A 24,555-nucleotide genomic window follows, 5' to 3' on the forward strand; every position below is an offset into this window, starting at 1 on the left:
CCCGAGGTATACCGAAATGAACATCAGAAAATTCAGCGGCCTGCTGGCCACCGGCCTTCTCGCCCTCAGCCTCGCCTCCTGCTCGGCCGGTGAGGGCGAGCCCTCCACCGCCACCGCCGCCTCCGGCGACGGCTCCTACACGATCGGCGTCGCCAACTTCATGCTGAGCGGCCCCTACTTCAGCGGCATGGACAAGGCGATCGCCGCCCAGGCCAAGAAGAAGGGCAAGATCGAGATCATCAGCACCGACGCCAACGGCGACGCGGCCAAGCTCGCCTCCAACGTCGAGGACCTGCTGAGCAAGAACGTCGACGCCATCATCATCTCCGGCGGCCCGCTGGAGTCGGCGCCCGCGGCGCTCAACGCGGCCAAGACGGCGAACAAGCCCGTGGTCCTGGTGGACCGCAAGTTCCAGACCGGCGAGTACACCAGCTGGATCGGCCCGGACAACAAGGCGATCGGCGTGCAGAACGGTCAGTTCCTCGCGGAGAAGCTGCCCAAGGGCGGCAAGGTCGCGATCATCAAGGGCGGTCCCGCCGACAACAGCATCGGCCTGGCCCGTACCGAGGGCGTGAAGTCGGTGCTCGGGAGCACCGCGGGCATCACGCTCGTCGAGGCCCCCGACTTCGGCAACTGGGGATCGGACGGCGGCCTCACCGTGATGGAGAGCCTGCTGGCGACCAACCCCGACCTCGTCGCGGTGTTCTGCGAGAACGACGCGATGTGCCTGGGCGCGCAGCGCGCCATCGCGGACGCGGGCAAGTCCGAGCAGATCGTTATCGCGGGCGTCGACGGCCAGGCCGAGGCGCTCAAGGCGATCCTCGACGGCACCAACTACCTGGTGACCGGCCTGAACGACGCGGACATCATCGGCGCCAAGGGCCTGGACCGGGCGGTCGAGATCCTGGGCGGAGCCAAGGTCGAGAAGGACACCGTGGTGCCCTCCCCGAGGGTCACCAAGGACAACGCGGCCGAGTTCCTCGACCCGAAGGGCGGCTTCTAGCCCCCTTCGATCCGCGGCCGTTCGGGGGAACGGCCCGGGCCCGCGACCGCTCGGGGGAGCGGCCCGCGGAGTACGGCCCGTCGTGAACGGCGGCCGGGTGGCGGTCGGCGACGCCACCCGTGGTCGCCCGATATCGGAACGGAGGTGCGAACACCCGCGAGGGCGCGGGTCGCGTTCAGGTACGAGCAACGCCTTACTCGTCGAGTGAAGGGCACGTAACCCATGCGAAGAAACGTCAGAGGGGCCGCGCGCAAGGCGGCCCTCGCCGCGGTCACCACGACCGTCGTGGCACTCACCTCGTTCGGGGTCAGCACCCCCGCGACAGGTGACACCGCCGCATCGGCCGGGACCCGTACTCCCGGTCCGAGCACCCCGAGCACCCCGAGCGCGCAGGCCAAAGCCGGTGCGGAGAGCAAGGCGGGTGCGGCGAAGAGCGCCGCCGCCTGGACCCTGCTGCATTCGGAGAACTTCTCGGCTCCCATCAACACGGGCAACGCGCCGTGGGTGAGGGAGAACTACACCACCCCGTTCGACACGATCATGGACGACTCCGGCCAGTGGTACCGCAACGACTACGGGCCGGCCTGGACCACCGCGTTCAACTCCTTCGCCACCTACCGCAAGGAGTTCCCGGTCGGCCAGGGCGGCTGGCTGACGGCTTCGCTCTCGGCCCGTGACTGGAACAAGGACGGTGTCATCGAGTCGCCGCCGTCGATCACCACCGCGACGGTGGGCGGCGCGCCCGCGGCGGTGCTGAACGTGCCCGACCACACCGGCGGGGCGATCTTCCGGCCCACCAGCAAGCTGCCCGACCGGTATCGCGTCGAGTACAAGCTCAAGACCATCGACTTCGGCGGCAAGCGGAACGGCTCGATCGAGTACAACGGCAAGGTCAACGGCTACGGCACCCAAGGATGCAAGACCCAGCACCCCTGGGGCGAGGGGTCCAGGAGCCCCGGCTGGAGCGGCAACGCCGCCGCGCCCTACTGCGAGTGGCAGGACGTGAGGTCGGGCCCGTACGGCTACAACGGCTTCCACTTCATGTCGATCGTGGACTTCGCCAACCCCGCCCCGAGGAACAACCACTTCTGGCACTACCGCCGCAAGGTGCTGATGGACTCCTTCTCCCAGCACCCCGACCGGGTCGGCAGCGGCACCGGCGGGCGGGTCTGCAACTCCAACACCAACCAGTACTACAACTACCGCGACGGCAACTTCAACACGGTCAACATGTGGATCAGCGGCCTGCCCAACTGGACGCCGGGGCCCGGCGGCCTCGCGGGCAACTCGCAGTGGTTCATGACGAGCTGCTCCGGCGGCGTGGCCGAGCAGCAGCTGTCGTCGGCGGCCGAGCTCCAGCCCGAGCTGATGCCCGACCAGTCCTACACCTTCGCCATCGAGCGCGACGCCACCGGCTACGTCCTGGAGGCCAGCGGCAACTTCGCCAGGGTCGGGCAGAAGACGATCCGCTTCCACCGCCCCTTCATCGTCGGCAACGCGCCGATCTGGCACTACAACATCAGGCCCGAGGAGTACGACGGCCGCTACAACGCCACCCTCGTCCAGAACGACGTGAACGGCAGCGCGTCCTGGCCGAACCAGTGGCCGGCCGGCTCCCAGTACCCCGACTACTTCGTGATCGGCGACCTCTACACCAACGTCTACGAGGGCAGCGCGAGCCTGACCGACATCCGCCTCTACGTCCCCGAGACGACGCAGCCGGTCACCAACCTGGCGCTGAACAAACCTGCCACCGCCGGCAACCAGTGCGCGGCCGACGAGGCTCCCGCCAAGGCCGTCAACGGCAGCTGGACGGCCGGAAACTCCGACAAGTGGTGCGCGCTGGGCGCCAACAAGTGGCTCCAGGTCGACCTGCAGTCGAACACGCAGGTGGGACGGTTCGTGGTGCGCCACTCCGGCGCGGGCGGCGAGAAGACGGCCTGGAACACCCGCGACTTCGACCTCCAGGTCAGTACCAACGGCACCACCTGGACGAACGTCGTGAGCGCCCGGGGCAACACCGCCAACGTCACCACCCACGCCATCACACCCGTCACCGCCCGGTACGTCCGGCTCAACGTCATCACCCCGACCAGTGACAGCGACACCGCGGCCCGCATCTTCGAGCTGGAGGCCTATTCCAGCTGACGAGCACGCGCCGCGGCGGGAGTCCCCGCCGCGGCGCCGTGTCCGCCGGGTGTGAGCGTCCGCCCGGACGCCGGAGCGCCGACGCCGGAGCGCCGACGCCGGAGCGCCGACGCCGGAGCGCCGACGCCGGAGCGCCGACACCGGAATGCCGACACCGGATGAGAGGTCTGAATCCGGCCGGAATTGCCGGTCCGAATCCGGCCAGCCCGGGATCGCCTGCCCGCCATAGCTTTGCTCGCGTGCAGGGCCCCTCCCTCCGCCCGGGGGCCCGACGACGAGAGGGCTACTCCATGGACCTGCAGCTTTCCGGCCGTGTCGCGGTCGTCACCGGTGCCTCCAAGGGCATCGGCCTGGCCGTCACCCGTGTCCTGCTCGACGAGGGGGCCCGCGTCGTGGCCGCCTCGCGAAAGAGCACCCCGGAGCTGGACGCGCTCGACGGCGCCGACCTTCTCCACGTACCGGCCGACCTGACCGACCCCGAGGCGCCGGCGCTGATCGTGGCGCGGGCCGTGGAGACGTTCGGCGGGCTGGACATCCTGGTGAACAACGCCGGTGGCCCGCCGCCAGGCGTGTCCCTGCCGCGCTTCTCGTTCCTCGCCCCCACGGACGACGACTGGCGGGCGATGTTCGAGTTCAACCTGTTCTCGGTCGTACGGGCCGTCCGTGCCGCCGTCCCGGTGATGCTCCGGCGGGGCGGGGGTGCGATCGTCAACGTGTCCTCGGGCGGCGCCCGGCTCCCGGCACCCATGAACGTCGATTACAACGCGGCCAAGGCGGGCCTGAACAACCTCACCAAGGCGCTGTCGGAGGAGTTCGCGCCGCAGGGCATCCGGGTGAACACCGTGTCGCCGGGGCCCGTCCGGACGGCGTGGTGGACCGAGGAGGGCGGCGCGGCCGACATCATCGCCGCGCAGGCGGGAACCGATCGCGACACCGTGCTGGACAGTGTCGCGGTGGAGATGATGAGGCTCACCACCGGCCGCCTCGTCGAGCCGCGGGAGGTCGCCGACGTGATCGCCCTGCTCGTCTCGCCGCGTTCGGCGAGCACCACCGGCGCGGACTTCGCGGTCGACGCCGGTTTCCTGAAGGAGGTCTGACACACCCGGTTCCAGCGGGGACCGGGTTTCCCGGGGTCACCCGAACACCGGTGGCCACCCGATGCCCATGGCCGTCCGACGCCCATGGCCACCTGAGGCCCATGGCCGTCCGATGCCGTCCCGCCGATTCTGTCGTAGGGGGATGCGAGACTTGCGCCACCGCGCCGCGTGTCCCCGCGACGCCGGGTTCCCGCGCTGAGGGGTTCCCGCGACGTGGTGTTCTCGCGCCGAGGGTTCCCCGTGGCGCGGTGCGACCGGCTGCCCGTTCCGCGAGGAGGCATCATGACGACCCCGCACTCGGACGACGTCCTCGTCGACATCCCCACCAACATCGGACGTCCCGCACGCGGGGCCCTGGCCGCGGCCGGTCACACGACGCTCGCCCAGGTGGCCTCCCTGACCGAGCGGGAGCTTTTGCGGCTGCACGGTGTGGGGCCCAAGGCCGTCCGCCTCCTGCGCGAGGCCCTCGCCGAACGCGGCCTCGCCTTCGCCGAGCATTGAGCCGGTCTGCTGGCCGGCTCGTGAGCCGGCCCGTGGCCGCCCCCTCCCGGCAGGGACGGGCCCCCTCCCGGCAGGGACGGCCAGGAGCCGGACGGCTGCCCGGAGTGGAGGAGAGGGGGCCGGGAGCCGTGGCACATTCGTGAGGACGCGGGATCCCGGGTCGGTGGCCGCCGCCGAACCGGCGTGTACAGGCGGAATCTCACACGTGACGGATGGAAGGTCGAGGTGGCCGAGATGATGGTGGCCGAGGTGATGGCCGAGCTGGCCGAGATCGAGGACCCGAGGACACGCGAGGCGAACGAGAGACACGGCGACGATCACGGTGTGAACCTCGGCAGGCTGCGCGCGCTCGCGAAGCGGCTGAAGACGCAGCAGGAACTCGCGTGCCGGCTCTGGGAGACGGACGACACCGCGGCGAGACTGCTGGCGATCCTGATCTGCCGCCCCAAGGCGTTCGGGCGTGACGAGCTGGACGTCATGTTGCGCGAGGCGCGTGCCCCCAAGGCGCACGACTGGCTCGTGAACTACGTGGTGAAGAAGAACCCGCACTCCGAAGAGCTGCGCCTGGCCTGGTCGGCCGATCCCGATCCGGTGGTCGCGAGTGCCGGCTGGGCGCTGACCACCGAACGCGTGGCGAAGAGGCCCGAGAGCCTCGACCTCGCGGCACTGCTCGACGTCATCGAGGCGAAGATGAAGGACGCCCCGGACCGCCTGCAGTGGGCGATGAACCACTGCCTGGCCCAGATCGGGATCGAGCACGCCGAGCACCGCGCCCGTGCGATCGACATCGGCGAGCGCCTGGAGGTGCTCAAGGACTACCCGACGTCCCCGGGCTGCACGTCTCCGTTCGCGCCCATCTGGATCACCGAGATGGTGCGCCGGCAGCCCGATGAGACGGCGGCTCATCAGGTGAGCCGGCGGTAGCGGACGCGGGCGGGTGGCGGGGTGTCAGCTGTTGTGCCGCATCTCGGGCCAGAGCAGATGCCATGGGCGCAGCGGATCGCGGCAGACGAGGACGGGCAGGTGCTGCTCCTCGTTGGACAGGCCGACGCCGTTGTCGATCCTGCCGCGTTCCTCGCAGGTGGCGAACGCGCGGGCGTAGCCGCCGGGGGAGTCGGTGACGACCACGGCGACCCGGGCGGACGGTGACGGCGGGCCACGGAAGTAGAGCTCGTTGTGCCCGCTGTGCACCTCGGGCAGGCCGTACTCCCCGGCGTAGCGGTCCAGCGCCCCGGCCTCGCCGTAGTTGTCGGTGAGGAGCACCGCCCGCGCGCGATCCTGGGGCGTCAGCTCGCCGACCACCGCCGCGACCCGGGCGGCGAACTCCGGCCATCCGACCGACTCGCGCGCCACCTCGTTGATCCCGGCGACCGGGGTGCCCTCCAGGGCCGCGGGAGGGATCACCGGCAGCGCGATGACGACGGAGACGAGCGCGTTGACCGCCAGGGCGCCGGCGACCAGCGCGCGCCGTCCCGTACCCGACATCCACCGGCTGACCGGGCCGCACCCCGCGGCGAAGAGCAGCACGAGCAGGCCCGCCACGTAGTCGGGGCGCCCGCCGGAGTAGAGCGTCAGCGCGCAGGCCGGCGGATAGGACAGGGCGAGGCAGCGCAGGCGGGGTTCCCGCCACAGCCGTACGGCACCGGCCACCTGGAAGACCGCCTGGGGCGGGCCGAGCAGCAGGATCTGCAACGGTACGAAGGCGAGGCGGTTGTCGGCGCCCTCGTCCGCCTCCAGCGCCCCGGCCATCACCAGCTGCGGCCAGCCGTGGGTCACCTGGTAGACCAGGTTGGGCGCGGCGATCGCGAGGGCGAGCAGCGCGCCGAGCCAGAGCCCGCGGTCCCGCAGCACCTCGCGCGGCCCTGCCACCAGCACGCCCACGCCCACGCTGACCAGGAGCAGCACGATCAGCTGCCGGTTGTACGTCGCCACCCCCGCGACGGCACCCAGGGCGAGCCACCAGCGGCCGTCGCCCCGCAGCGCCCGTACGGCGAACAGCGCCGCCGCGACCCAGAGCGGCAGGTCGACACCCAGGGTGAGCAGGGAGTGCCCGCCGAGCAGGAGCAGGGTCGTGGTGGCGATTCCCGCCGCGGCGACGATCTGCGCCCTCCGGTCGCCGCCGAGCTCCCGGGCCAGGAGGGCGACCAGGACGACGACGAGCGACGCGATCAGGGCGGGAACGACGCGCAGGGCGACCACGGTGTCGCCGAGGACGGCGATCGAGGCCCGCGCGATCAGCGGGGTCAGTGGCGGGGTGTCGAAGTATCCGAGGGCGGGCTGTTCGCCCAGCATCCGGAAGTACAGCTCGTCGCGGTGGTAGCCGTAGCGCGGGCTCGCGGCCAGCAGCACGGCGAGCGTGGCCAGCGCGACCGCGCCGACGGGCCGCCCGGCGAAGGGGGCGGCCGGGGTGGACGCGCGAGGGGCGTGTGGTGCGGAGGAGGACCTGTCAGGGGTGCGCCGCGCGGAGGGGGAGGAGGACTCGGGCACTCGTTCATCATCGGCCTTCGACGCCGGTGACGCGAGGGATGATCCTGATCCGCCCGTCATCCGGCGCTAGAGGACGTCCCGATCACCTGGTTCCGGACGGGACACGTCACCTGGTTCCGGGCTGGACATGTCACCTGGTTCCGGACGGGGCACGTCACCTGGTTCCGGGCTGGACCCTCACCCGGTTCCGGGCGGGGCACGACGGTAGCGGTCTCGCCTTCGCCGGCCGGGAGGCGTGAGCCCTCGCGGGATGACATCCCCCGGTCTGATCCGCCGTCTCCGGAATCAGACCGGGCTCCGATGTGGCAGGGGTGGCCGTTCGGAGATCGTGGCCGTCATGCTGACGTCAATCGCCATCGTCCTGAGCCTGCTCGGCTCGGGCGTACAGGCGCCACAGACAGATCCCCTCGACTGGAGCGCCTGCCCGGGTGACAAGGTCGGGATGGAATGCGCCGACCTGCGGGTCCCCGTCGACTGGCAGCGGCCCGACGGGCGCGAGATCACCCTGAAGCTGGGCCGCCTGAAGGCGACCGGCACCTCCGAGGGCTCCGTCCTGATCGCCTACGGCGGCCCCGGCGCGCCGGGGATCGCCATCACCCAGTCTGTGGACCAGTGGGACGAGCTCCGTGAGCGCATGGACATCGTCACCTGGGACACCCGGGGCTACGGCGAGCAGATCCGCGGCCTGAGCACCGGCCTGCCGTGTACCTGGACACGGATCCCGCTGCCCACGTTCCCCGAGAACGACGCCGACTTCGGGCGGCTCTCCGACACCAACCGAGGCTACGCCGAGGCCTGCCGCAACAAGGATCCCGAGTTCTTCGCCAACATGAGCTCGGCCGACCACGCCAGGGACATGGAGGCGATCAGGAAGGCGCTCGGCGGCGCGAAGCTCAACTTCTACGGCGCCTCCTACGCCGGGTTCTACGGACAGGACTACGCCCGCCTCTTCCCCGGCCAGGTGCGCACGATGGTGCTCGACGGCACGTGGAACCACAGCGCCGCCGACTGGGACGGCGAGCTGGAGAAGATGGCCCGGAGCAACGAGGAGGCCCTCGGCCGCTTCTTCGACTGGTGCGCCGCCGCCGGGAAGTGCCGCGACGTGCCCGCGAAGTGGCGCGGGCTGGTCGCCGGGGCCGACCGCAGGCCGATCCCCGCCAAGAAGGCCGGGATCGCGTACGAGGGGCGCGACCTGCAGGCCTTCGCGGTGAGCGCGGCCAGGGACGGCGCCGAGGCGTGGCCGGAGCTGGCGCGGGACATCCGCGCGGCCGTCGGCGGCGACGCCTCCGGCTTCGTGCCCGAGCGCGGCGCCCGCTACCCCGACCAGTCGACCGGCGTCACCGAGTGCGTCGACTGGCCCCGTCCCGCCGACCGCGCCGAGCTGGAGGCGATGATCGCCCGGCTGCGCAAGGTCGCGCCCAACGCGGGAACCGCCAACACCATGGCGACCGGGACCCTCGGCTGCGTCGGCTGGCCGGTGAAGGTGACCAACCCGCCCGCGCCGCTGCCGAAGGGCCTGCCGCCCATGCTCGGCGCGGGAGCCTGGGGCGAGTCGGACGCCGTCCAGCGGGTGCTCAAGCAGGTGCCGGGCAGCGTCACCGTCCGCCACGAGGGCCCCGGCCACACGCTCCACGCTTCCAACCCCTGCGCCCGCGATCACATCGACCGCTATCTCACCGACCGCGTACTGCCTCCGGCGGGGACGAAGTGCTGACGCCCTGACGGGCGGGTCCGGGCAGGGGTGATTCCTGATTTGTGGCGGTTCGTACCATTTTTCTTAAGGAAGGCAGGTAACAAACGAGGGGCCCCGGCCATTTCCCGGTGTCAGAACAACACATCCGGTACGAAGGGGGCGGGGCGGTGACGGACGACTCGCAACGGTTCACCAGCATGTACGACGAGTGCCGGCAGCGTGTCTGGGCCTACGTGGTCAGCAGGGCGGGACGGCAGGTGGCGGACGAGGTGGTGAGCGAGACGTTCGCGATCGCCTGGCGGCGGCTGGAGGACGTGCCGGAGCCGGCCCTGCCGTGGCTCCTCGGGGTGGCCCGCAACGTGCTGCGCGACAACATCCGGGCGGAGGTCCGGCGCGACGCGATCGGCGCCGAGCTGCGGACCTGGATCGAGGACGACGTCGCCGAGCAGGTGGCGGAGCGGCTCAGCGTGCTCAAGGCGCTGACGGGGCTGTCGGAGGACGACCGGGAGCTCCTGATCCTGACCGCCTGGCAGGGGCTCTCCCCCCGCGACGCGGCGCGGGTCGTCGGCTGCTCCCCGACCGCCTTCCGGGTGCGGCTCCACCGCGCGCGCAAGCGGCTCAAGCAGGAGATGGACACCGCCGCGTACCCCGGACCCCGGATGAGGAACCTCAGCGAGGAGTGGTCATGAACCCCATCGATCAGCTGCGGGCCGCACGCCCCGAGCACCTGGGGGACGCGCCGGTCGATCCGCGTACCCGGGCCGCCGAGCTCTCCCGCGCCATGGCGGAGCCCCGGCGGGCGCCGGCCAGGCGCGGGGTCGCCCGCCCGGGGTGGGGCCTCGGCCTCGCCGGGGCCGCCGCGGCCGCGACCGCGGTCGCCGTCACGATCTCCGCGACCGGCGGCACGGTCCCGGACGCGTCCTCCGCCCCGGCGAACCCGGACCTGACGGTCTCCGGCTCGACGACCTCCAGCCCGACGGCCTCCGCCCCGCGGGTCGAGCTCTCCAGCAGGTCCATCCTGCTCGCCGCCGCCCACGGGGCGGCCCGCCAGCCGGACACGACCGGCGCCTACTGGCACACCGCGTCGGTGACCCGGACGCTGTCCGAGGCGGCCGACGGGGACTACACCGTCGTCGAGCGGACCCGGGACGAGGGCTGGACCCCGTTCGCGACCGGCGGGGAGCAGTGGTTCCGGACGCGGTCGCTCGGGGCGCGGCCCGCGAGCCCGGACGACGAGGCGGCCTGGCGGCGGGCCGGTTCCCCGACCAGGATCGAGGTCGAGGTCCCCGGCAAGCAGGGGGGCCCGAGGGGCGGGTACGTCGTGTCGACCGAGCAGGGAGAGGCGAAGGACAGCCGGGCTCCGCTCGTCGACGGGGACAAGGTGTTCTGGCTGGGCCGCAACGTCACCATGAAGGACCTGCGCGGCCTGCCCGACGACCCCGGCGGCCTCAAGGCCTGGCTGCTGCGCGCCTACAAGGGGACCGGCACCGAGGCGGACACCCCGATGTCGTCGGACACCTGGCTGTTCTCCGTCGCGATCGGGCTGATCACCGACATGCCGGTCACCCCGCAGGTGCGCGGCGCCGCCTTCCGGATGCTGGCCGACCTCAAGACCGTCAAGGTCGACCGCGACGTCACCGACGCGGAGGGCCGCACCGGCAGCTCGGTCGCCATCGAGGAGCGGGCCAGGGCCAAGGCGGACGCCAAGGGCGCCGACGGTGTCCTGCTGAACCGCCTGATCTTCGACGAGGAGACCGGCACGGCACTGGCCAGGGAGAACGTCGTGGTACGGCCGGGTGGCCTGCAGGCCGGATTCGAGCCGGGCACGGTGTGGCACTCCCAGACCGTCATCGAAGCCGGCTGGACCGACGAGAAGCCCGCGTCCTGAATCCCCGACCACCGACCCCTGACCCCTGCCCCTTGACCCGCCGTGCTTTTCAGGGGCGTACGGAGGATCAGGGGTCAAGGGTCACCGGCGAGACACCGGCGCGTCCTCCGAGCGGCCACGGCCTTTCCCGCCCGGGACGGCCCGTGTCCAGGCTCGACCTGTGCCTGGAACGGCTGCGCGAGCGGGAGTTCGCCGAGCACGTGTGGACCGACCGCCTCACGATTCCGCTGGTCGCCGACCACATCGCCGCCTCGGCCGGTCCGGCGCTCGCCCCGGACACGGACGGCGCGCTGCGGGGACGCCTGAGGCGTGCGTGGACGGGGGCCAGGCACATCCGGTTCGGCTGAACGAGGGTGATGACGCCGGTTCCCGCGAACGGCGTCCGCCGCGTCACCCCTCCCCGCTTCCGGATCGCTCACGTGACGATTGACATCTCCCGCCCGGCGTCCTCATTATGAACGAGTATTCATGAACGCTCGTTCATATCGGGGCGTCGCGACCCGGAACCGGGGGAGCCGTTCGGGACGTCCCGGGACCCACGGGAGGAACTCGATGCTTTCCATCGTCAACACCGAGCAGGCGGAAGCGTGGAACGGCTACGAAGGGAGCCACTGGGCCGATCACCACGCCCGGTACGACGCCGTGAACAGCGGGTTCAACGACCACCTGCTCGCGGCGGCCGCCATCGGCGACCGGGACCGCGTGCTCGACGTCGGATGCGGCAACGGGCAGGTGACGCGCCTGGCCGCCGGGCGGGCGCGACTCGGGAGGGCCACCGGGATCGACCTGTCGGCGCCGATGCTGCGGCGGGCGCGTGCCGGCGCGGCCGACGAGGGGGTCGCCAACGTGACGTTCGAGGAGGGCGACGCCCAGGTCCACCCCTTTCCCGCTTCGAGTTTCGACGTGGCCGTGAGCCGGTTCGGGATCATGTTCTTCGCCGATCCGGTCGCCGCGTTCGCCAACATCGGCCGCGCGCTGCGACCGGGTGGACGCCTGGCCGTCCTGTCCCTGCGGAGAATGGCCGACAACGACCTGGGCACAGTCTTCGCGGCGATGGCCGAGCACCTGCCGCCGAGCCCCGCCCCGGCCGGGCCCGGTGCCCCCGGCCCGGAGTCGCTGGCCGACCCGGTCCGCGTCCGCGAGGTGCTCACCGGCGCGGGCTTCGAGGAGGTGACCTCCACCCCGGTCGACGCGCCCCAGGTGTGGGGCGGGGACGCCGCCGACGCGGCCGGTTTCCTCGGGGCGTGGGGCCCCGTCCGCTTCGCCCTCGACCAGGTCGGCGAGGACACCGCGGCCCGAGCCCTCGACGCGCTCACGGTGGCACTGCGGCCCTACGAGGAACCCGACGCCGTACGGCTGCGCGGCGCCGCCTGGTTGATCACCGCCACCCGCCCCTGACCTTTCACCTGCCCCCCGGCCGTCACCCGCTAGCGGCCGTCACCCGCTCCTGGTGATCATCGGGAGCGGGTGATCATTTACTCCCCGCGGTCACTACGATGCGATGTGATGTCCCCGAGAAAAGCAGCGGCCCTGCGTGACGGCGAGGGCGATCAGAGCCTGCGCGAGCACCTGATCGCCGCCGCCGAACGCCTCATGGCCCGGCACGGTACCGCCGGGCTCACCGTACGAGACATCGCCCGCGAGGCCCGGGTCGCCGACGGTGTGCTGTACAACCACTTCGAGGGCAAGGAGGAGCTGCTCGCGCTCGCCCTGCACGCTCACGTCCGGAGCGTCGAGCGCGGGCTGGGCGAACGGCCCACCAGGGCCGGAAGCGGCACCGTCGAGGACAACCTGCGCGCCTACATCACCCAGGGGCTGGCGCTGCACGCCGCGATCCTGCCCTCCTTCGCGGGCCTGATCGGCCGGCCGGAGGTTCTCGTCCGGTTCGCGAACCTGCCCAACCCGGCGGCGAGCGGCTTGGGACTACGCGCGGACCTGGCCGCGTACCTGCGCGCCGAGCGCGACCTCGGCCGCCTGGCCCCGGACGCCAACGCCGAGGCCGCCGCCGCCATGCTCATCGGCGCCTGCCACGAGCTGGTCCTGCCTCACCTGTTCGGCGGTGGCGCGGCTACCGCCCTGGAGATCCCCCCCGGCTTCGTCGAGGACCTGCTCACCACGGTGTTGAACGGCATAGGCCCGGCCCGTACCCCCTAGAGCCGATTCCCGGCGCGGCGATATCGGTGTCGTCGAATGGCCGGTGGGAGGGAAATGAAAGCCCCAGGGCCGGAGGGGCTTTCGTCGGCCGCCTGACATGGCGAGACGTCGTTCTCACGGTGCCGGACCCGATCGCCCGGGGTTCTTCCGGGAGCGGGCGGGAGCCTTTCCCGGCTACGCTCACCCTCGCGAGTTGTGGTAACTAATTTCACATACCGTTTCTGACGATCCCGGTCAGGAAATTCCGGGAGGCGGGAGGCCTGTGAACACCGAGGGCTGGGCGGTCAATGTTCCCCGAGGGTATCGCGTAGGTGACTGGCAGGTCGGCAAACCCATCGCCACGGGGAGCTGGGCGAGCGTCTATCTGGGAGTTCGGGACGGTGAGGGCGCGACACGCGCGGCGTTGAAATTCCTGCCCACGGGCACGGTCACCCGGCGGCAGTTGAAATACCTCAAGGACATGACGCAGCGGGAAATACGCCTGCACAGCAGGCTGCGGCATTCCCGGCTGATTCGGCTGCGCGAAACGCTCGTCGTCGATGACACCGAGAATCCCGAACTCGACGGCGCGTGCGTTCTGGTCATGGACCTGGCCGAACGGTCACTGGCCGATCTGATTCGAGCGGGTGCCGCCGTTCCCGACGCGCCGAGGCTGATCAGCGAGATTTGCGAGGGAATAGCGCACATGCACGCCGAGCGATGGGTGCATGGGGATCTCAAGCCCAACAACGTGCTCGTGATGGCCGACGGCTCGGTGCGCCTCGCCGACTTCGGCCTGGCCACCGAGATAGACGGGACCCACGGCTATCTCCCCCCGATGGGCTCCGTGGACCACGTGCCTCCCGAGCGCTGGAGCGAGCCCGTGAGCGAGCGGGGGCACGCCGTGCGGGTCTCGGCCGACGTCTGGGCGCTGGGCGTGACGGCATGCCAGCTGCTCACCGGCCACCTTCCCTTCAGTGCCCCGACCGCCCGCGCGCGCTACGTCGCCGCCGCGGAGTACGCCGCCGGCGAGCGGCCCCTGACGCTTCCGGTCTCGCTGCCCGAGGCCTGGCGCTCCTGGGTGAGTGACTGCCTGACCCCCGACGCGAGGCTCCGGCCCAGCGCGGCCCGCCAGCTCTACCGGGCGCGGGTGCTGGCCGGCACCGTCAAGGCCTCGCCCCGGCGAACGGGCATTCGGACGGCGGGAGCGATGGCCGCGGCCCTTCTGATGCTGGCCGGTGTCTCGGGGGCCGCGATGGTCGACTCCTCCGTGGCCGATCCGTACGGGCGCTGGTTGCGCTCCGACTCCGACATCCCCCCGCGGTATCGCGCCCTGATCGTCGAAGCCGGGACGATGTGCGACGAGCCGGGTCTGAGCCCGGCACTGATCGCCGGGATCCTGAAGGCGGAGAGCAACTTCGACGAGAATCTGTTCGACGCGGCCAAGAACGAGTACGGCCTCGCACGCTGGACGCCGTCGGTGCTGCAGTACTACCTGCCCGTCGACCGCCGCGGCGTCGTCCCCACCCCGCCTTTCACACCCCAGGACACGATCCCCGCCGTCGGCCGCTACATGTGCGTACGGCTCCCCCTGATGGCCGGGGTGCCCGGAGATCCCGGCCTGCTGGGAGCCGGGGCGTTCCGCTCCTCCGACGACGTGATCCGCGAGGAGAACGGGGTTCCCGAACGTATCCGGCCGTTCGTCGAACGGGTGCGGAAGTACCGGGCCGAATACGAGCCGTGATCGCACGGGAGACCGTCCGGCCCGTCGTGCTCGCACGGGAGCCCGGCCCGGACGGTCGTGCTCGTACGGAAGGCCGGGCCGGACGGCGGTCGTGTCCGCACCGGAGGCCGGGCCGGGCGGTCGCACGGAGGGCCGGTCCGGCGCCGGCCACGGTGATCACGTGCTCAGCCGCTGCAGGTGCTCCTCCCGCACCAGGTCGAAGCGCAGCGCGACGGAGACCAGCGCGGCGCGTTGCCAGTCGGCCTTGCGCGAACCGGACGACGGTTTGACGCGCAGTTTCGTACGCGCCAGATAGTCGATGTGGAAGTTGACCGCGGCCCGGGTCAGTCCCGCGCAGCCGGGAACCTCACCGAGCCGTTCCAGCACCTCGGGCACCGTCGGGATGATCGAGGACGCGCCGTCGCGGAGGCGCGGCTCGCAGAGCGCGACCAGCACGAGAAAGTACTTCGCCGTCTCGTCCAGGGAGAAGCCGGAGATCGTCGGCTCGCCGACCGCCAGGGTCTCGGGCGCGTCGGGGTCGATGAAACTGTGCTGCGAGGCGAACACCAGGAAGGAACAGGCGCCGCCCGCCACCGGGAGCACCACGCGGGCGAACTCGAACGGCACGGGCGCCGCCACCCGGCGCGGAGCCACCTTGAGGAACTCCCCTCCGCCCTCGGGGTTCTCCACGACCAGGGTGGAGTCATGGCTGAGATTGGTGAGCAGCCAGTAGTCCTCCATGGCGCAGATGATCCCGGCCCGCCTGGAGATCCCCGGATGGTCCAGCAGGAAGTCGACCGGGACGCTCGCCGTTCCGCGACCGAAAGTGATCTCGCGGCCCGGAGAAAGCTCGATGACGGCAGGTTCGGCGCCGGAGCCCTCGGCCTGCAAGAGGATCGTCCGCATCCATCACGCCCTCACCGCACCCTGGAAGCTTGCAGGTTCACAGGACCCCAGCCTATGTCGAACGATGTTCATGTCAGCGCTGGATTTCAGGGGCCCAGCGTGCTGGCGGCCGTCATCCGGCGAGGGCCGGGACGGCGCACGAAAACATCCACGGGAGGAAAGCATGTTCGCAGTACGTACGCGGGCGGGGGCCGCCGCGTTGGGGGCCACGGCGTTACTTCTGACGTTGGCGGGAGCGCCGAGCGCCCACGCCGACCCGGTGGTGCCGCCGGACGCCCTGGTGATGACCGACGAGCCGCGCGACGGAGAGGTCGGCACGCTCGGAACCTCCTGCGGCGGCGTCACCAACCCCTGCGGGATCGTCTACAACCGCACGGGCGCCACGCTGCAGCTGAGCCGGGACGCCAGCAGCCACTTCTACTGCGGCGCGAAGGGTCCGTACCGCGATCTGCCCAGCGGTCAGAACTCCAACGCCTACGGCTCCCCCCACTGGCCCGACGTCGACTGCGTGCGATCCAACAGCCGCTGGATCGTCACCAACGGCCGCGTCTACCCGCCGGGCGAGTGGATCAGGATCTGGACGTCGAAGTGGTTCTACGGCGCCTGACACCGCGCTCGCCACACCTCGTTCACCGCGTCACGCCACGCTCGTCACGTTGTTCTTCGCCCGTCACGCCTCGCTCGTCCTGAGCCAGGGTGGGATCTCTTCTCGTTGACACAGCGGCCGGTCCCCGAGGGGACCGGCCGCTGTCTTCCTTTCCGGCACCCGGATCAACGGACTTTCCGGCACCCGGATCACCGGATCACCCGGGACTTCGTTACGGGCCCGTGAGGGGTGACCGCCCGCGTGACCGGTCCGGGGGAGCACCTGACCCAAGCAGCCCTGACCCACGCGGCTTCGACCTAAGCAACCATGACCCGAGCATCCCCGACCCGAGCATCCCCGACCTAAGCGACGGGGAGACCGAGCTCGCTCAGGCCGAAGCCGAGCTGGCTGTACAGCTCCAGCTGGTCGAAGTACTCCCGGTGCGTGACGATCAGGCCGTTGTCGATGTGGGCCATGCACGAGCCGCGGATGGTGATGCGACGTTCGGTTCCCTCCACCTCGCGCCCGTCAGGCAGGAGGAAGGGCCCCATGTGGGTGCCGGTGAGCGTCCATTCCGCGACCACGGGATTGTCGCCGTCGGCCTCCAGCCAGGTCGCCTGCTGGAGGTCGGGAAACCCCTTGAAGAACTGCTCGTAGACCCAGGTGATCTGCTCACGTCCTTCCGCTATGCCCGCCGGTGAGACGAGGACGGCGTCCGGGCTGTAGAACTCCAGCACCCGGTGCAGATCATGGGCGTTGACCGCTTCGCACAGCTGGCTTTTGATTCTCTTGGCGTTGGACATGACGTTTGACATGGCTGGCCCTTCGCTGGTGCGGGACGAGGCATTGGGCTCTGAGGCTCCCGAGGTGATCGGGAGGGCGTACGTCGCAGCGCTCAGGTGACAGCGGGTCGGGCCAGGGCACCGACGGCGTTCACTAAAGGTTACCCAGCAGGGGGTCAGCCGCCGGTCCAGATGGCGTCGTATTCACATCATGGAAGGCGCCACGATCTCCCGGCCACCCCATAGCGGTACCAGCAAGACAAAAAGGGCTGCGCGCCTCGGTTGCCGACCGGCGAGACGGTGATCCACCGGGCTCGGCCACCCCTGTGATCGGCCCCGCCGGCACCGGCGAAGCCCGGCCTCGACCTCCGCGAACGTGTCGTGAGCGACTCGCCGGGAACGCCCTCCCGGACGCACCCCGGTTCTTCGGCGCGTCGGACGCGTGAAGTGGTATCCACTCGGCATCATGCCTGCTCACAGCCAAGGTTCCCTGGGAGAACACGGCACGTTTGCTAAACGGAGAATCCTCCGTTAACGTCGGTCCCATCGAAACGGAGAAGCCTCCGCTTCGATGGGCCATCGCTGAAGGGCCCACGTGCCACACCGAACCCGGCCGTACCGGCCTCGACGTCCCGGAGGGGATCGCATGACCACATCCACACCGCAAACCCCGCTCGGCACGGGGTACGGCCCCGCGACGACCGCGAGCGAGGTCGTCGCCGGCGTCGACCTCACGGGCAGAACCGCGATCGTCACGGGCGGCTACTCCGGCCTCGGCGTCGAGACCGTCCGTGCCCTGCGCGCGGCGGGAGCGTCGGTCGTCGTTCCCGTACGGAACCGCGAGAAGGCGGCCGAGACCCTCGCGGGCATCGACGGCGTCCAGCTCGAACCGATGGACCTCCAGGACCCGGAGTCGGTCGACGCGTTCGCCGACCGCTTCCTCGGCGGTGACCGGCCGCTGCACATGCTGATCAACAGCGCCGGGATCATGGCCGTCCCGCTCTCACGCGACGCGCGCGGCTACGAGTCCCAGTTCGCGACCAACCACCTCGGCCACTTCCAGCTGACGCTCCGGCTCTGGCCCGCGCTGCTGCGGGCCGAGGGCGCCAGGGTGGTCGCGGTCTCGTCGTGGGGACACCGCGAGTCCGACATCGTCTGGGACGACGTGCACTTCGATCACCGCCCGTACGACCCGATGAGCGCATACGGCCAGTCGAAGACGGCCAACAACCTCTTCGCCGTCGAGCTCGACCGGCGCGGACGCGACCACGGGGTGCGGGCGTTCTCCCTGCACCCGGGCAGGATCCTCACCCCGCTCGTCCGGTACACCGACCCGGAGATCCTCCAGCGGATGGGCATGATCGACGAGAACGGCGAACCGCTCATCGACCCGTCACGCAACAAGAAGAGCCCCCAGCAGGGCGCCGCGACGAGCGTGTGGTGCGCCACCAGCCCGCAGCTCGACGGACTCGGCGGCGTCTACTGCGAGAACTCCGACATCGCCCCGTTCGTCCCCGAGGGCGACGACCCCGTCGCCATCGCCGAGGAGCGGGTGCGAAACCAGGAGTCCCACGCCTTCGGCGTCATGCCCTACTCGGTCGACCCGCACTCCGCGACCCGGCTGTGGGAGCTCAGCGAGAAGCTCACCGGCGTCCTCCTCTGAACGCGCGACGCCTTTCAGAGGGAAGGGATTCCCTGGCCTTCTGCCGCGCGGAGTAGCGGTCGACGAGTGGATCGGCGAACCGGCCGGGCCGACCCTCGGGACGGACGACGCTCTCCGGCGTGACCTCGACCCCGTCCTCGATCTCGACACCCTGCGTCCGCAGCCACTCGTGAATCGTCACGCCCTTCCTGCGGAGCCTCTTCTCTGTCCAGCTCAGCCACTCCTCAAAGGTCGGCTCGGGGGAAGGATCGACCCGCATCGAAGCCCAGTGCTCCACTCCCCGAGGTCGGTGCCGGACAGGGTGAACAGCCCGTACTGCACGTAGACCTCGTCGTCGATGCCGCGGAGCATGCGCGCCATGTGCGTCCCCAGGTAGATCCAATTCCGGCCGGTCGCGGGTAGCCTGCCGCAAACGTCCGACAAAACCACGCACACTCTCGACCGGCCTGCCGATCGCCGTGTGGTCAGCGTGGGCGGCTGAGAGCGGCCTCGGCCAGATCCGTCCACTTCTCGGCCGAGGAGTGGGGCACGACCACCCAGTCCTTCATCGCCCGGCCCCGCCCCGAGGGGTCGAACAGGGACGCACCGGCCAGCTGGAGCGCGGCTGTGTGTTCGGGGGTCTCCCTGACCAGCCGGAACACCATCGAGCCGTCGCGCTGCAGGCTCGCGAACACCTTTCCCGCCTGATCCTTGAGCGAGGGACTCCCCATCATCTTGGAGATCCCCACACCCAGGTCGGCCAGTTCGGCGCCGACCCGCTTGAAATCCTCTTCCGCGCTCATCGTCAGTCGGTCCCCAACTCCATGGCGGCGTGGTCGAGCGGCTCGTCGTGGCCGGGGCCCCTCCCGCGCGGCGCGATCGCCTCGGCCCCGCCTTCCGGCAGCACGGCGATCAGGCTAGTCATCCCGGCGGCACCGATCAAGGCCGGACGCGGGATGCCGGCCGTACCGGGGTCACGCCGCCGGATCCACGGTGTTCGAGAGAGGCTGAGGATGGTTCTCCGCGCTGATCCCGTCCGTACCCGAGCGGCTACTCCGGCACGATCGGCGATACTGACCACGATGCTGATGACAAACCTGCGCATTCCCAACCCCCACCCCAGCGAATGGCCGTTCACCCTGCCCCCGGTCGCGCACCTGGTCGACGGCGTCGAGCTGACCGCCCCGGTGACGTTCCTGGTGGGGGAGAACGGCTCGGGGAAGTCCACGATCGTCGAGGCCGTCGCAGACGTGTGCCGGATCAACTCCGAGGGAGGGAAGGCCGGGACGAAGTACGCCAGCAGGGGACCCGCGGCCACCCCGCTCGGCGAGGTCCTGGACGTCGAGCTGACCTCGCTCGGACTGCGGCTCATCCACGGCACCCGGCTCAAGAGGCGAGGGTTCTTCCTTCGCGCCGAAACCCTGTTCAACCTGGGGAACAACGTGTCCGGCCTGTACGGCTACTGGGAGGAGAACCTCACCGAGCAGTCACACGGTGAGGGATTCTTCACGGTTCTCGAACGGATGGTGACCGGCCCCGGCCTGTATTTGATGGACGAGCCGGAGGCGGCCCTGTCCTTCACCTCGTGCCTGCGGCTGCTCAGCCTGATGGACCGGGTGCGTGGCGAGGGCGGCCAGATCATCTGTGCCACCCACTCGCCGATCCTCGCCAGCCTGCCCGGCGCCCAGATCCTCGAACTCGATGACCAAGGCATCCACACCACCGAGTGGGACAAGCTCCAAGTGGTCGACCACTGGCGCCGCTACCTGGCCAAGCCCGAGTTCTACCTGCGCCACGCCCTGGACCGGGGCGACGGCTGACCCCCTTCACGGACGATGTCCCGGAGATCGATCCGAATGGGCCGGTGTGACGGTACGAATACCTCCAGAGCTCGTACCGTCACACCGGCCCATCTGCCTTGCCGGGGCTTTCAGCCGGGTGAGCCGAGCTCGAACCAGATGACGGTCCCGGTGCCGTCGCGATGGAAGCCCCAGCGGGTCGCGAGGTCGTTGACGAGCATCAGTCCCCGGCCGCCCGTGGCGTCCAGCCCGGAGTTCCTCACGCAGGGGATCCGCGCGGAGCCGGGGTCCTGGACGGTGACCAGCACGCCGTACGGGACGAAGGCCACCGTGACGACGAACTCCCGTGCCCGCTCGCCCGGTCCCGTATCGTCCCCCGCGGTATCGGGTTGGGTTGAATGCTCGACGGCGTTGGTGGCGAGTTCGCTGGTGAGGAGCATGGCGTCGTCGTACAGCGGGTGGTCGCCCCCGAGGATCCCGGCGACGAAGTTTCGCGCGGACCTGACCTGGTCGCGGGTGGCCCCGAACCGCTGAGAGATCACCGGAGAGCTCGCGGCTACGTGACCCGTATGGCCCGCGTGACCCGTATGGCCCGCGTGACCCGCGTGACCCGCGTGACCCGCGTGATCCGAGGGCGTCGACCACCCGGGTACGTGGCCCAGGTGCGGCGACCATACCGCTCCCGCCTGGGCCGGACCCGCCTGGGCCGGTTCCGTGGCGTCGTCGGCTGTCGCCCGGAACCGGTCAGCGAACACGCCGACGAGCACGGAAAGGAGTCGTCCTGCCATTCCCGCCACCCCCCTTCCTCGTGATCGCGATGCTCTTCCCGCCCTCGGCGTCCCTTTCCGCGACCCTGACGTCCTCGGTGCCGTCGACACCTTCGGGCCGCGGCTCTGGAACGGCCGTTCGGCGGCCCGTCCCGGGAAGAGGACGCCGTGGCCGTTCACACTGTTCGGGAGCGAGGTGGGGACGGAAGTCCTCGACGTGCCGCATCCGCGCGACCAGCTCGGCGAAGGCGTCGGCCTCGATCAGTCCGACGCGCTCCCGGCACCAGGCGGGGGAGAGCGCCCACCAGCGTTCGGTGGCCTTGCCGTACCAGAGACACCAACCGATGAACCGGAGCGTTGGCGCACCGGTGTCGCCTTCCCCTTCTCCGCGCTCGAAGGAGAGGCTTTCCGTTGTTCCGGCGGTCGCTTCGACGTGTGGTGCGCTCATGCCGTCACCCCTTTCCGATACGCCTCGCGCCTGCCCGGCCAGGGCCGTACACCCGGCGACTCCCGTCCGTACGACGGCTGCCCGTACGACGGCGCGGCCGGTCGCACATGGCGTCCCCTACCTGTGGGAGAACTCGCGAAGGGACGGCTCGTCGGGCGCGCGGTCACGGTGGTGAACGGGTTCGGCGCGGCAGGTGCGACTTGCACCGGGGGCACGGCCGAAGGCAGCCGACCGCAGAGCCCGAGACGACGCCGGGCCGTCATGCGGGTACGGACCTGGACCGGAGTGGGCTGCTCCCACAGATGACCGGGCCGATGCGGCAGGCTGGCGGCGTCGTGCGCGTACGGGGGGTGGCCGCACCAGCGACACCCCAGGGGCGAGGGCGGCTGCTCGGCATGCCAGCGGACCCGGATGATCTTTGGGGTTCTATTAGGGTTGGACACAGGTCGCACCTCCAGAGTGCGGTCGAGGTTCTGCCAGACGACGCCATTCGTCTGGCAGAACCGTTTTCTGGAGCGTCCTCAGCTTGGTGATGGCAGCGGACGAACCGAGCTCCTGGCCCACATCGGGCCGCCATCTCCGAGGGACTGCTCTCAAGAGTTTCAAAAGGTGCGTTAGGTGAGAGTCGCACCTAGATCACTCTGGGTGATGGATACTCTTCACATAGTGATGGTCGACCGCAGAATTTTCAAGGCCAAAATTTCATCGCCGGTATTGTCTAGTTTCGGCGGGCGGCTTGTGCGATTTGCTTACTTAACGTGCGAGAAGAGGGCAGATGACCGGTAGTCCGACTGTCAAAAGGCGACGTCTGAGCGCCGAGCTCATTCGGCTACGTGAGCAGGCCGGTCTCACCCACGATGAGGTCGCCAGACGCTTGGAATGGTCGCGTGGCCGTCTCACTCATATGGAGCAAAATAAGTGGGTTCTGCCTGATATCGGTAACGTTCGACTCCTGCTCGACCTATATAACGTCGTCGACCCCGTCGTGCATGAGGCGATACTCGATCTTGCCCGGAAGTCGCGAGAGAGGGGTTGGTGGGCCAAGTACAAGGACGTGTTTGGTGGCAGCCTCCCCGGCTTCGAGGCAGAAGCGACCCAGATCCGCACCGTCGAGCTCGTGACCATCCCCGGCCTGCTGCAAACAGCTGACTACGCCACGGCGATCTTCCAAGCCGGACAGGTTCTTGATCAGACCGCCGTTCAGCGTCGTGTTGAGGCGCGTCTGGCTAGGCAGGCAATCCTTAGCCGTGACAACCCGCCGCAGATCTGGGCCGTCATCGACGAGGCGGCGCTGAGGAAGATGGTCGGTGGTCCCAAGGTTATGGCGGAACAACTCGGCCATCTTGCTGACATGGCGATGCGCCCGAACATCGCTGTCCAGGTGCTACCTGACTCAATTGGTGCGCACGCGGCGATGGGCAGCGGGTTCGTCATCTTGGACTTCGTGGGCGACCTGGATCCGTCGATCGTCTACCTGGAGACGCCGACAGACAATCTCTTTTTGGAGCGGCCAGAGGAGGTTCAGGCGTATACGCTCATATTTAATCGCTTGGTAGCGGCTGCTCTGACCGTCAATCAGTCCGTACGCCATGTGACTGCCCTGGTTGATCAATTACAGCAGGAGGAGAGGTAACAACTGTGGGCCGAATCACCCCTGTACTCACCTGGCACAAGAGCAGCCAGAGCGCCCAGCAGGACAACTGCGTAGAGACGGCAGAGCTTCCTGGCGGCGGCCGTGCCGTACGGGATAGCAAGAATCCGAACGGGCCAGTGCTACACTTTGCCAGCGCCGAATGGCAGACCTTCATCGGTGGTATCAAAAATGGATCATTCGAGATCTGATAAGCTAGCCGACAGTTCTTATAAGCCTCCTGCGAAAGTGAACTCTACCGCAGAGTGTATTCGGAATCCGGTGAAGGTCGATTTCGTGGGAGATGTTTTTGTTTTAAAGGCAGGCCATTGTGAGGTCATACTCTCACTGGATCCGGCGACAGAGAGGCGGGAACGCGCGTAGAGGGCACTCGCAAATGGCTGAGCCTCACCTAGTCCGAACTTGTCCGCAGCTAAGAGCGCCTAACGCAATGAGTTGAGGCGTCGCCAGCAGATGAGTGCGCAGGCCAGCTTGAGGAAGGCTTCGTGGATGTCAGCGCGGACTTCCCAGCGGATGCGCAGGCGGCGGAAGGCATGCAACAGGGCGAACGTCTGTTCCACGACCCAGCGGTGTTTGCCCAGGCCAGAGCCGTGTCCGGTGCCGCGTCGAGCGATGAGTGGGCGTATCTGCAGCTCACGGACCAGATCATGGTACTTGTCATGGTCATAGCCGCGGTCGGCGAGCACGACGTCGGGACGTTGCCGTGGACGGCCGCGCTTGCCACAGACCTTCGGGATGGCCTCCAGCAGCGGGCGAAGCTGGGTGACATCGTTGCGGTTGGCGCCGGTGAGAATGACGGCGAGCGGGATGCCGGTGGCGTCGGTGATCAGTCGGTGATCAGGTGGTGCTTGCTGCCGGCTCGTCCTCGATCGACCGGGCTCGGGCCGGTCTGCGCCCCCCTTTTAACGCCCTGATCTGCGAAGAATCTACTGCGGCCCGGGAGAAGTCGAGAGCATCGGCGGCGCGCAGCTGGGCCAGGAGCACCTCGTGCAGGCGCTGCCAGACACCTGCCTTGTGCCACTCGTTCAGCCGACGCCAGCACGTCATGCCCGAGCCGTACCCCAGTTCCTGCGGCAGATGCTCCCAGGCGATCCCAGTGTGCAGCACGAACAACACGCCCTGCAGAGCCAGGCGGTCATCGAGCCGTTTACGCCCCGGCCAGCGGGCCCGACGCCGGTGTTTCGGCAGCAGCGGCTCGATGACCGCCCACAACTCGTCGCTGACCTCCCACGGCTTCAGCCGCGCCACCTGCCACCCCTCTCACCGTCGCTACCGCGGGAGATCAAAGCACAGTCGAACTC

25 protein-coding genes and 1 pseudogene are annotated in these 24,555 nt (G+C 69.7%); 17 read left to right on the plus strand and 9 right to left on the minus strand.

The genetic code is table 11. The features are described 5' to 3' along the window. Positions 1-16 precede the first annotated feature (16 nt). The 5 genes from AC5L38_RS28280 (at position 17) to AC5L38_RS28300 (ending at position 5,673) form a co-directional block, all read left to right on the plus strand. The gene (locus AC5L38_RS28280) at positions 17-1,003 is read left to right on the plus strand and encodes a substrate-binding domain-containing protein (protein WP_495245862.1); all 987 of its coding nucleotides are present in this window, start codon (positions 17-19) and stop codon (positions 1,001-1,003) included. Between the two features lie 222 nt (positions 1,004-1,225). Next, the gene (locus AC5L38_RS28285) at positions 1,226-3,151 is read left to right on the plus strand and encodes a discoidin domain-containing protein (RefSeq protein WP_495245863.1); all 1,926 of its coding nucleotides are present in this window, start codon (positions 1,226-1,228) and stop codon (positions 3,149-3,151) included. A 290-nt stretch (positions 3,152-3,441) separates the two neighbouring features. After that, the gene (locus tag AC5L38_RS28290) at positions 3,442-4,248 is read left to right on the plus strand and encodes an SDR family NAD(P)-dependent oxidoreductase (protein WP_495245864.1); all 807 of its coding nucleotides are present in this window, start codon (positions 3,442-3,444) and stop codon (positions 4,246-4,248) included. Positions 4,249-4,530: 282 nt separating this feature from the next. Next, entirely contained in the window at positions 4,531-4,749 is a 219-nt protein-coding gene (locus tag AC5L38_RS28295; protein WP_495245865.1) for a helix-hairpin-helix domain-containing protein, read from the plus strand. A 234-nt stretch (positions 4,750-4,983) separates the two neighbouring features. Further along, positions 4,984-5,673, plus strand: coding sequence for a DNA alkylation repair protein (locus AC5L38_RS28300; protein WP_495245995.1), 690 nt, complete (start codon positions 4,984-4,986; stop codon positions 5,671-5,673). A gap of 24 nt (positions 5,674-5,697) precedes the next feature. Here the strand turns inward: AC5L38_RS28300 and AC5L38_RS28305 are convergent, their stop codons facing one another. Continuing rightward, the gene (locus AC5L38_RS28305; protein ID WP_495245866.1) at positions 5,698-7,236 is read right to left on the minus strand and encodes a glycosyltransferase family 39 protein; all 1,539 of its coding nucleotides are present in this window, start codon (positions 7,234-7,236) and stop codon (positions 5,698-5,700) included. A 337-nt stretch (positions 7,237-7,573) separates the two neighbouring features. On the opposite strand from AC5L38_RS28305, the gene AC5L38_RS28310 reads away from it, so the two are divergent. The 7 genes from AC5L38_RS28310 to AC5L38_RS28340 all read left to right on the plus strand — a co-directional run bounded on the left by AC5L38_RS28310 (position 7,574) and on the right by AC5L38_RS28340 (position 14,694). After that, positions 7,574-8,950: an alpha/beta fold hydrolase gene (locus AC5L38_RS28310; protein WP_495245867.1), complete on the plus strand. Its 1,377-nt coding sequence runs from the start codon at positions 7,574-7,576 to the stop codon at positions 8,948-8,950. Positions 8,951-9,096: 146 nt separating this feature from the next. Further along, the gene (locus AC5L38_RS28315) at positions 9,097-9,618 is read left to right on the plus strand and encodes an RNA polymerase sigma factor (RefSeq protein ID WP_495245868.1); all 522 of its coding nucleotides are present in this window, start codon (positions 9,097-9,099) and stop codon (positions 9,616-9,618) included. After that, complete coding sequence (locus tag AC5L38_RS28320; protein WP_495245869.1) at positions 9,615-10,817, plus strand: CU044_5270 family protein; 1,203 nt, start codon at positions 9,615-9,617, stop codon at positions 10,815-10,817. The genes AC5L38_RS28315 and AC5L38_RS28320 overlap by 4 nt, the downstream gene beginning before the upstream one ends. Before the next feature lie 143 nt (positions 10,818-10,960). Then, entirely contained in the window at positions 10,961-11,164 is a 204-nt protein-coding gene (locus AC5L38_RS28325) for a hypothetical protein (RefSeq protein WP_495245870.1), read from the plus strand. Between the two features lie 205 nt (positions 11,165-11,369). Then, positions 11,370-12,215 carry a class I SAM-dependent methyltransferase gene (locus tag AC5L38_RS28330; protein WP_495245871.1) on the plus strand — a complete coding sequence of 282 codons (846 nt, stop codon included), beginning with the start codon at positions 11,370-11,372 and terminating at the stop codon, positions 12,213-12,215. A 108-nt stretch (positions 12,216-12,323) separates the two neighbouring features. Further along, complete coding sequence (locus tag AC5L38_RS28335; RefSeq protein ID WP_495245872.1) at positions 12,324-12,971, plus strand: TetR/AcrR family transcriptional regulator; 648 nt, start codon at positions 12,324-12,326, stop codon at positions 12,969-12,971. Between the two features lie 262 nt (positions 12,972-13,233). Continuing rightward, a complete protein-coding gene (locus AC5L38_RS28340; RefSeq protein ID WP_495245873.1) occupies positions 13,234-14,694 on the plus strand; it encodes a protein kinase domain-containing protein in 1,461 nt (486 codons plus the stop codon). A gap of 156 nt (positions 14,695-14,850) precedes the next feature. Here the strand turns inward: AC5L38_RS28340 and AC5L38_RS28345 are convergent, their stop codons facing one another. Beyond that, positions 14,851-15,579 carry an FHA domain-containing protein gene (locus AC5L38_RS28345; RefSeq protein ID WP_495245874.1) on the minus strand — a complete coding sequence of 243 codons (729 nt, stop codon included), beginning with the start codon at positions 15,577-15,579 and terminating at the stop codon, positions 14,851-14,853. Positions 15,580-15,742: 163 nt separating this feature from the next. Between AC5L38_RS28345 and AC5L38_RS28350 the strand changes: the two genes are divergently transcribed. Then, on the plus strand, positions 15,743-16,186 hold the full coding sequence (locus AC5L38_RS28350; protein WP_495245875.1) for a hypothetical protein: 444 nt from the start codon (positions 15,743-15,745) through the stop codon (positions 16,184-16,186). A gap of 341 nt (positions 16,187-16,527) precedes the next feature. On the opposite strand, the gene AC5L38_RS28355 is transcribed toward AC5L38_RS28350, so the two are convergent. Further along, on the minus strand, positions 16,528-16,980 hold the full coding sequence (locus AC5L38_RS28355; protein ID WP_495245876.1) for an ester cyclase: 453 nt from the start codon (positions 16,978-16,980) through the stop codon (positions 16,528-16,530). Between the two features lie 613 nt (positions 16,981-17,593). Here AC5L38_RS28355 and AC5L38_RS28360 point away from each other — a divergent pair. Further along, a complete protein-coding gene (locus AC5L38_RS28360) occupies positions 17,594-18,610 on the plus strand; it encodes an oxidoreductase (protein ID WP_495245877.1) in 1,017 nt (338 codons plus the stop codon). Here AC5L38_RS28360 and AC5L38_RS28365 read toward each other — a convergent pair. The 3 genes from AC5L38_RS28365 to AC5L38_RS28375 all read right to left on the minus strand — a co-directional run bounded on the left by AC5L38_RS28365 (position 18,591) and on the right by AC5L38_RS28375 (position 19,392). Beyond that, positions 18,591-18,791 (minus strand): hypothetical protein, encoded by a 201-nt coding sequence (locus AC5L38_RS28365; RefSeq protein WP_495245878.1) that lies wholly within the window; start codon positions 18,789-18,791, stop codon positions 18,591-18,593. The genes AC5L38_RS28360 and AC5L38_RS28365 overlap by 20 nt on opposite strands. 32 nt (positions 18,792-18,823) lie before the next feature. Further along, complete coding sequence (locus AC5L38_RS28370) at positions 18,824-18,970, minus strand: hypothetical protein (protein WP_495245879.1); 147 nt, start codon at positions 18,968-18,970, stop codon at positions 18,824-18,826. Between the two features lie 104 nt (positions 18,971-19,074). Then, positions 19,075-19,392, minus strand: a complete 318-nt coding sequence (locus AC5L38_RS28375) for a hypothetical protein (protein ID WP_495245880.1) — start codon at positions 19,390-19,392, stop codon at positions 19,075-19,077. Positions 19,393-19,671: 279 nt separating this feature from the next. Between AC5L38_RS28375 and AC5L38_RS28380 the strand changes: the two genes are divergently transcribed. Continuing rightward, positions 19,672-20,409: an AAA family ATPase gene (locus AC5L38_RS28380; RefSeq protein WP_495245881.1), complete on the plus strand. Its 738-nt coding sequence runs from the start codon at positions 19,672-19,674 to the stop codon at positions 20,407-20,409. A gap of 110 nt (positions 20,410-20,519) precedes the next feature. Here the strand turns inward: AC5L38_RS28380 and AC5L38_RS28385 are convergent, their stop codons facing one another. Together AC5L38_RS28385 and AC5L38_RS28390 are read right to left on the minus strand one after the other, a co-directional pair. Beyond that, positions 20,520-20,930, minus strand: a complete 411-nt coding sequence (locus tag AC5L38_RS28385) for an ATP-binding protein (protein ID WP_495245882.1) — start codon at positions 20,928-20,930, stop codon at positions 20,520-20,522. 202 nt (positions 20,931-21,132) lie between these two features. Further along, positions 21,133-21,603: a hypothetical protein gene (locus AC5L38_RS28390; protein WP_495245883.1), complete on the minus strand. Its 471-nt coding sequence runs from the start codon at positions 21,601-21,603 to the stop codon at positions 21,133-21,135. A 775-nt stretch (positions 21,604-22,378) separates the two neighbouring features. On the opposite strand from AC5L38_RS28390, the gene AC5L38_RS28395 reads away from it, so the two are divergent. Both AC5L38_RS28395 and AC5L38_RS28400 read left to right on the plus strand, forming a co-directional pair. Continuing rightward, on the plus strand, positions 22,379-23,236 hold the full coding sequence (locus tag AC5L38_RS28395) for a helix-turn-helix domain-containing protein (protein ID WP_495245884.1): 858 nt from the start codon (positions 22,379-22,381) through the stop codon (positions 23,234-23,236). Positions 23,237-23,241: 5 nt separating this feature from the next. Continuing rightward, positions 23,242-23,445 (plus strand): DUF397 domain-containing protein, encoded by a 204-nt coding sequence (locus AC5L38_RS28400; protein ID WP_495245885.1) that lies wholly within the window; start codon positions 23,242-23,244, stop codon positions 23,443-23,445. A 231-nt stretch (positions 23,446-23,676) separates the two neighbouring features. Here the strand turns inward: AC5L38_RS28400 and AC5L38_RS28405 are convergent. Continuing rightward, positions 23,677-24,502: pseudogene (locus AC5L38_RS28405) on the minus strand (IS5 family transposase). Positions 24,503-24,555 lie beyond the last annotated feature (53 nt).

This window comes from Streptosporangium nanhuense, from assembly GCF_059358815.1.

Excerpts from the sequence above, each read along its gene's own strand:
- AC5L38_RS28280 (WP_495245862.1), top strand. The coding sequence starts at position 17 with ATGAACATCAGAAAATTCAGCGGCCTGCTGGCCACCGGCCTTCTCGCC.
- AC5L38_RS28285 (WP_495245863.1), top strand. The coding sequence starts at position 1,226 with ATGCGAAGAAACGTCAGAGGGGCCGCGCGCAAGGCGGCCCTCGCCGCG.
- AC5L38_RS28290 (WP_495245864.1), top strand. The coding sequence starts at position 3,442 with ATGGACCTGCAGCTTTCCGGCCGTGTCGCGGTCGTCACCGGTGCCTCC.
- AC5L38_RS28295 (WP_495245865.1), top strand. The coding sequence starts at position 4,531 with ATGACGACCCCGCACTCGGACGACGTCCTCGTCGACATCCCCACCAAC.
- AC5L38_RS28300 (WP_495245995.1), top strand. The coding sequence starts at position 4,984 with ATGATGGTGGCCGAGGTGATGGCCGAGCTGGCCGAGATCGAGGACCCG.
- AC5L38_RS28310 (WP_495245867.1), top strand. The coding sequence starts at position 7,574 with ATGCTGACGTCAATCGCCATCGTCCTGAGCCTGCTCGGCTCGGGCGTA.
- AC5L38_RS28320 (WP_495245869.1), top strand. The coding sequence starts at position 9,615 with ATGAACCCCATCGATCAGCTGCGGGCCGCACGCCCCGAGCACCTGGGG.
- AC5L38_RS28330 (WP_495245871.1), top strand. The coding sequence starts at position 11,370 with ATGCTTTCCATCGTCAACACCGAGCAGGCGGAAGCGTGGAACGGCTAC.
- AC5L38_RS28335 (WP_495245872.1), top strand. The coding sequence starts at position 12,324 with ATGTCCCCGAGAAAAGCAGCGGCCCTGCGTGACGGCGAGGGCGATCAG.
- AC5L38_RS28345 (WP_495245874.1), bottom strand. The coding sequence starts at position 15,579 with ATGCGGACGATCCTCTTGCAGGCCGAGGGCTCCGGCGCCGAACCTGCC.
- AC5L38_RS28350 (WP_495245875.1), top strand. The coding sequence starts at position 15,743 with ATGTTCGCAGTACGTACGCGGGCGGGGGCCGCCGCGTTGGGGGCCACG.
- AC5L38_RS28355 (WP_495245876.1), bottom strand. The coding sequence starts at position 16,980 with ATGTCAAACGTCATGTCCAACGCCAAGAGAATCAAAAGCCAGCTGTGC.
- AC5L38_RS28360 (WP_495245877.1), top strand. The coding sequence starts at position 17,594 with ATGACCACATCCACACCGCAAACCCCGCTCGGCACGGGGTACGGCCCC.
- AC5L38_RS28370 (WP_495245879.1), bottom strand. The coding sequence starts at position 18,970 with ATGGCGCGCATGCTCCGCGGCATCGACGACGAGGTCTACGTGCAGTAC.
- AC5L38_RS28375 (WP_495245880.1), bottom strand. The coding sequence starts at position 19,392 with ATGAGCGCGGAAGAGGATTTCAAGCGGGTCGGCGCCGAACTGGCCGAC.
- AC5L38_RS28380 (WP_495245881.1), top strand. The coding sequence starts at position 19,672 with ATGCTGATGACAAACCTGCGCATTCCCAACCCCCACCCCAGCGAATGG.
- AC5L38_RS28390 (WP_495245883.1), bottom strand. The coding sequence starts at position 21,603 with ATGAGCGCACCACACGTCGAAGCGACCGCCGGAACAACGGAAAGCCTC.
- AC5L38_RS28395 (WP_495245884.1), top strand. The coding sequence starts at position 22,379 with ATGACCGGTAGTCCGACTGTCAAAAGGCGACGTCTGAGCGCCGAGCTC.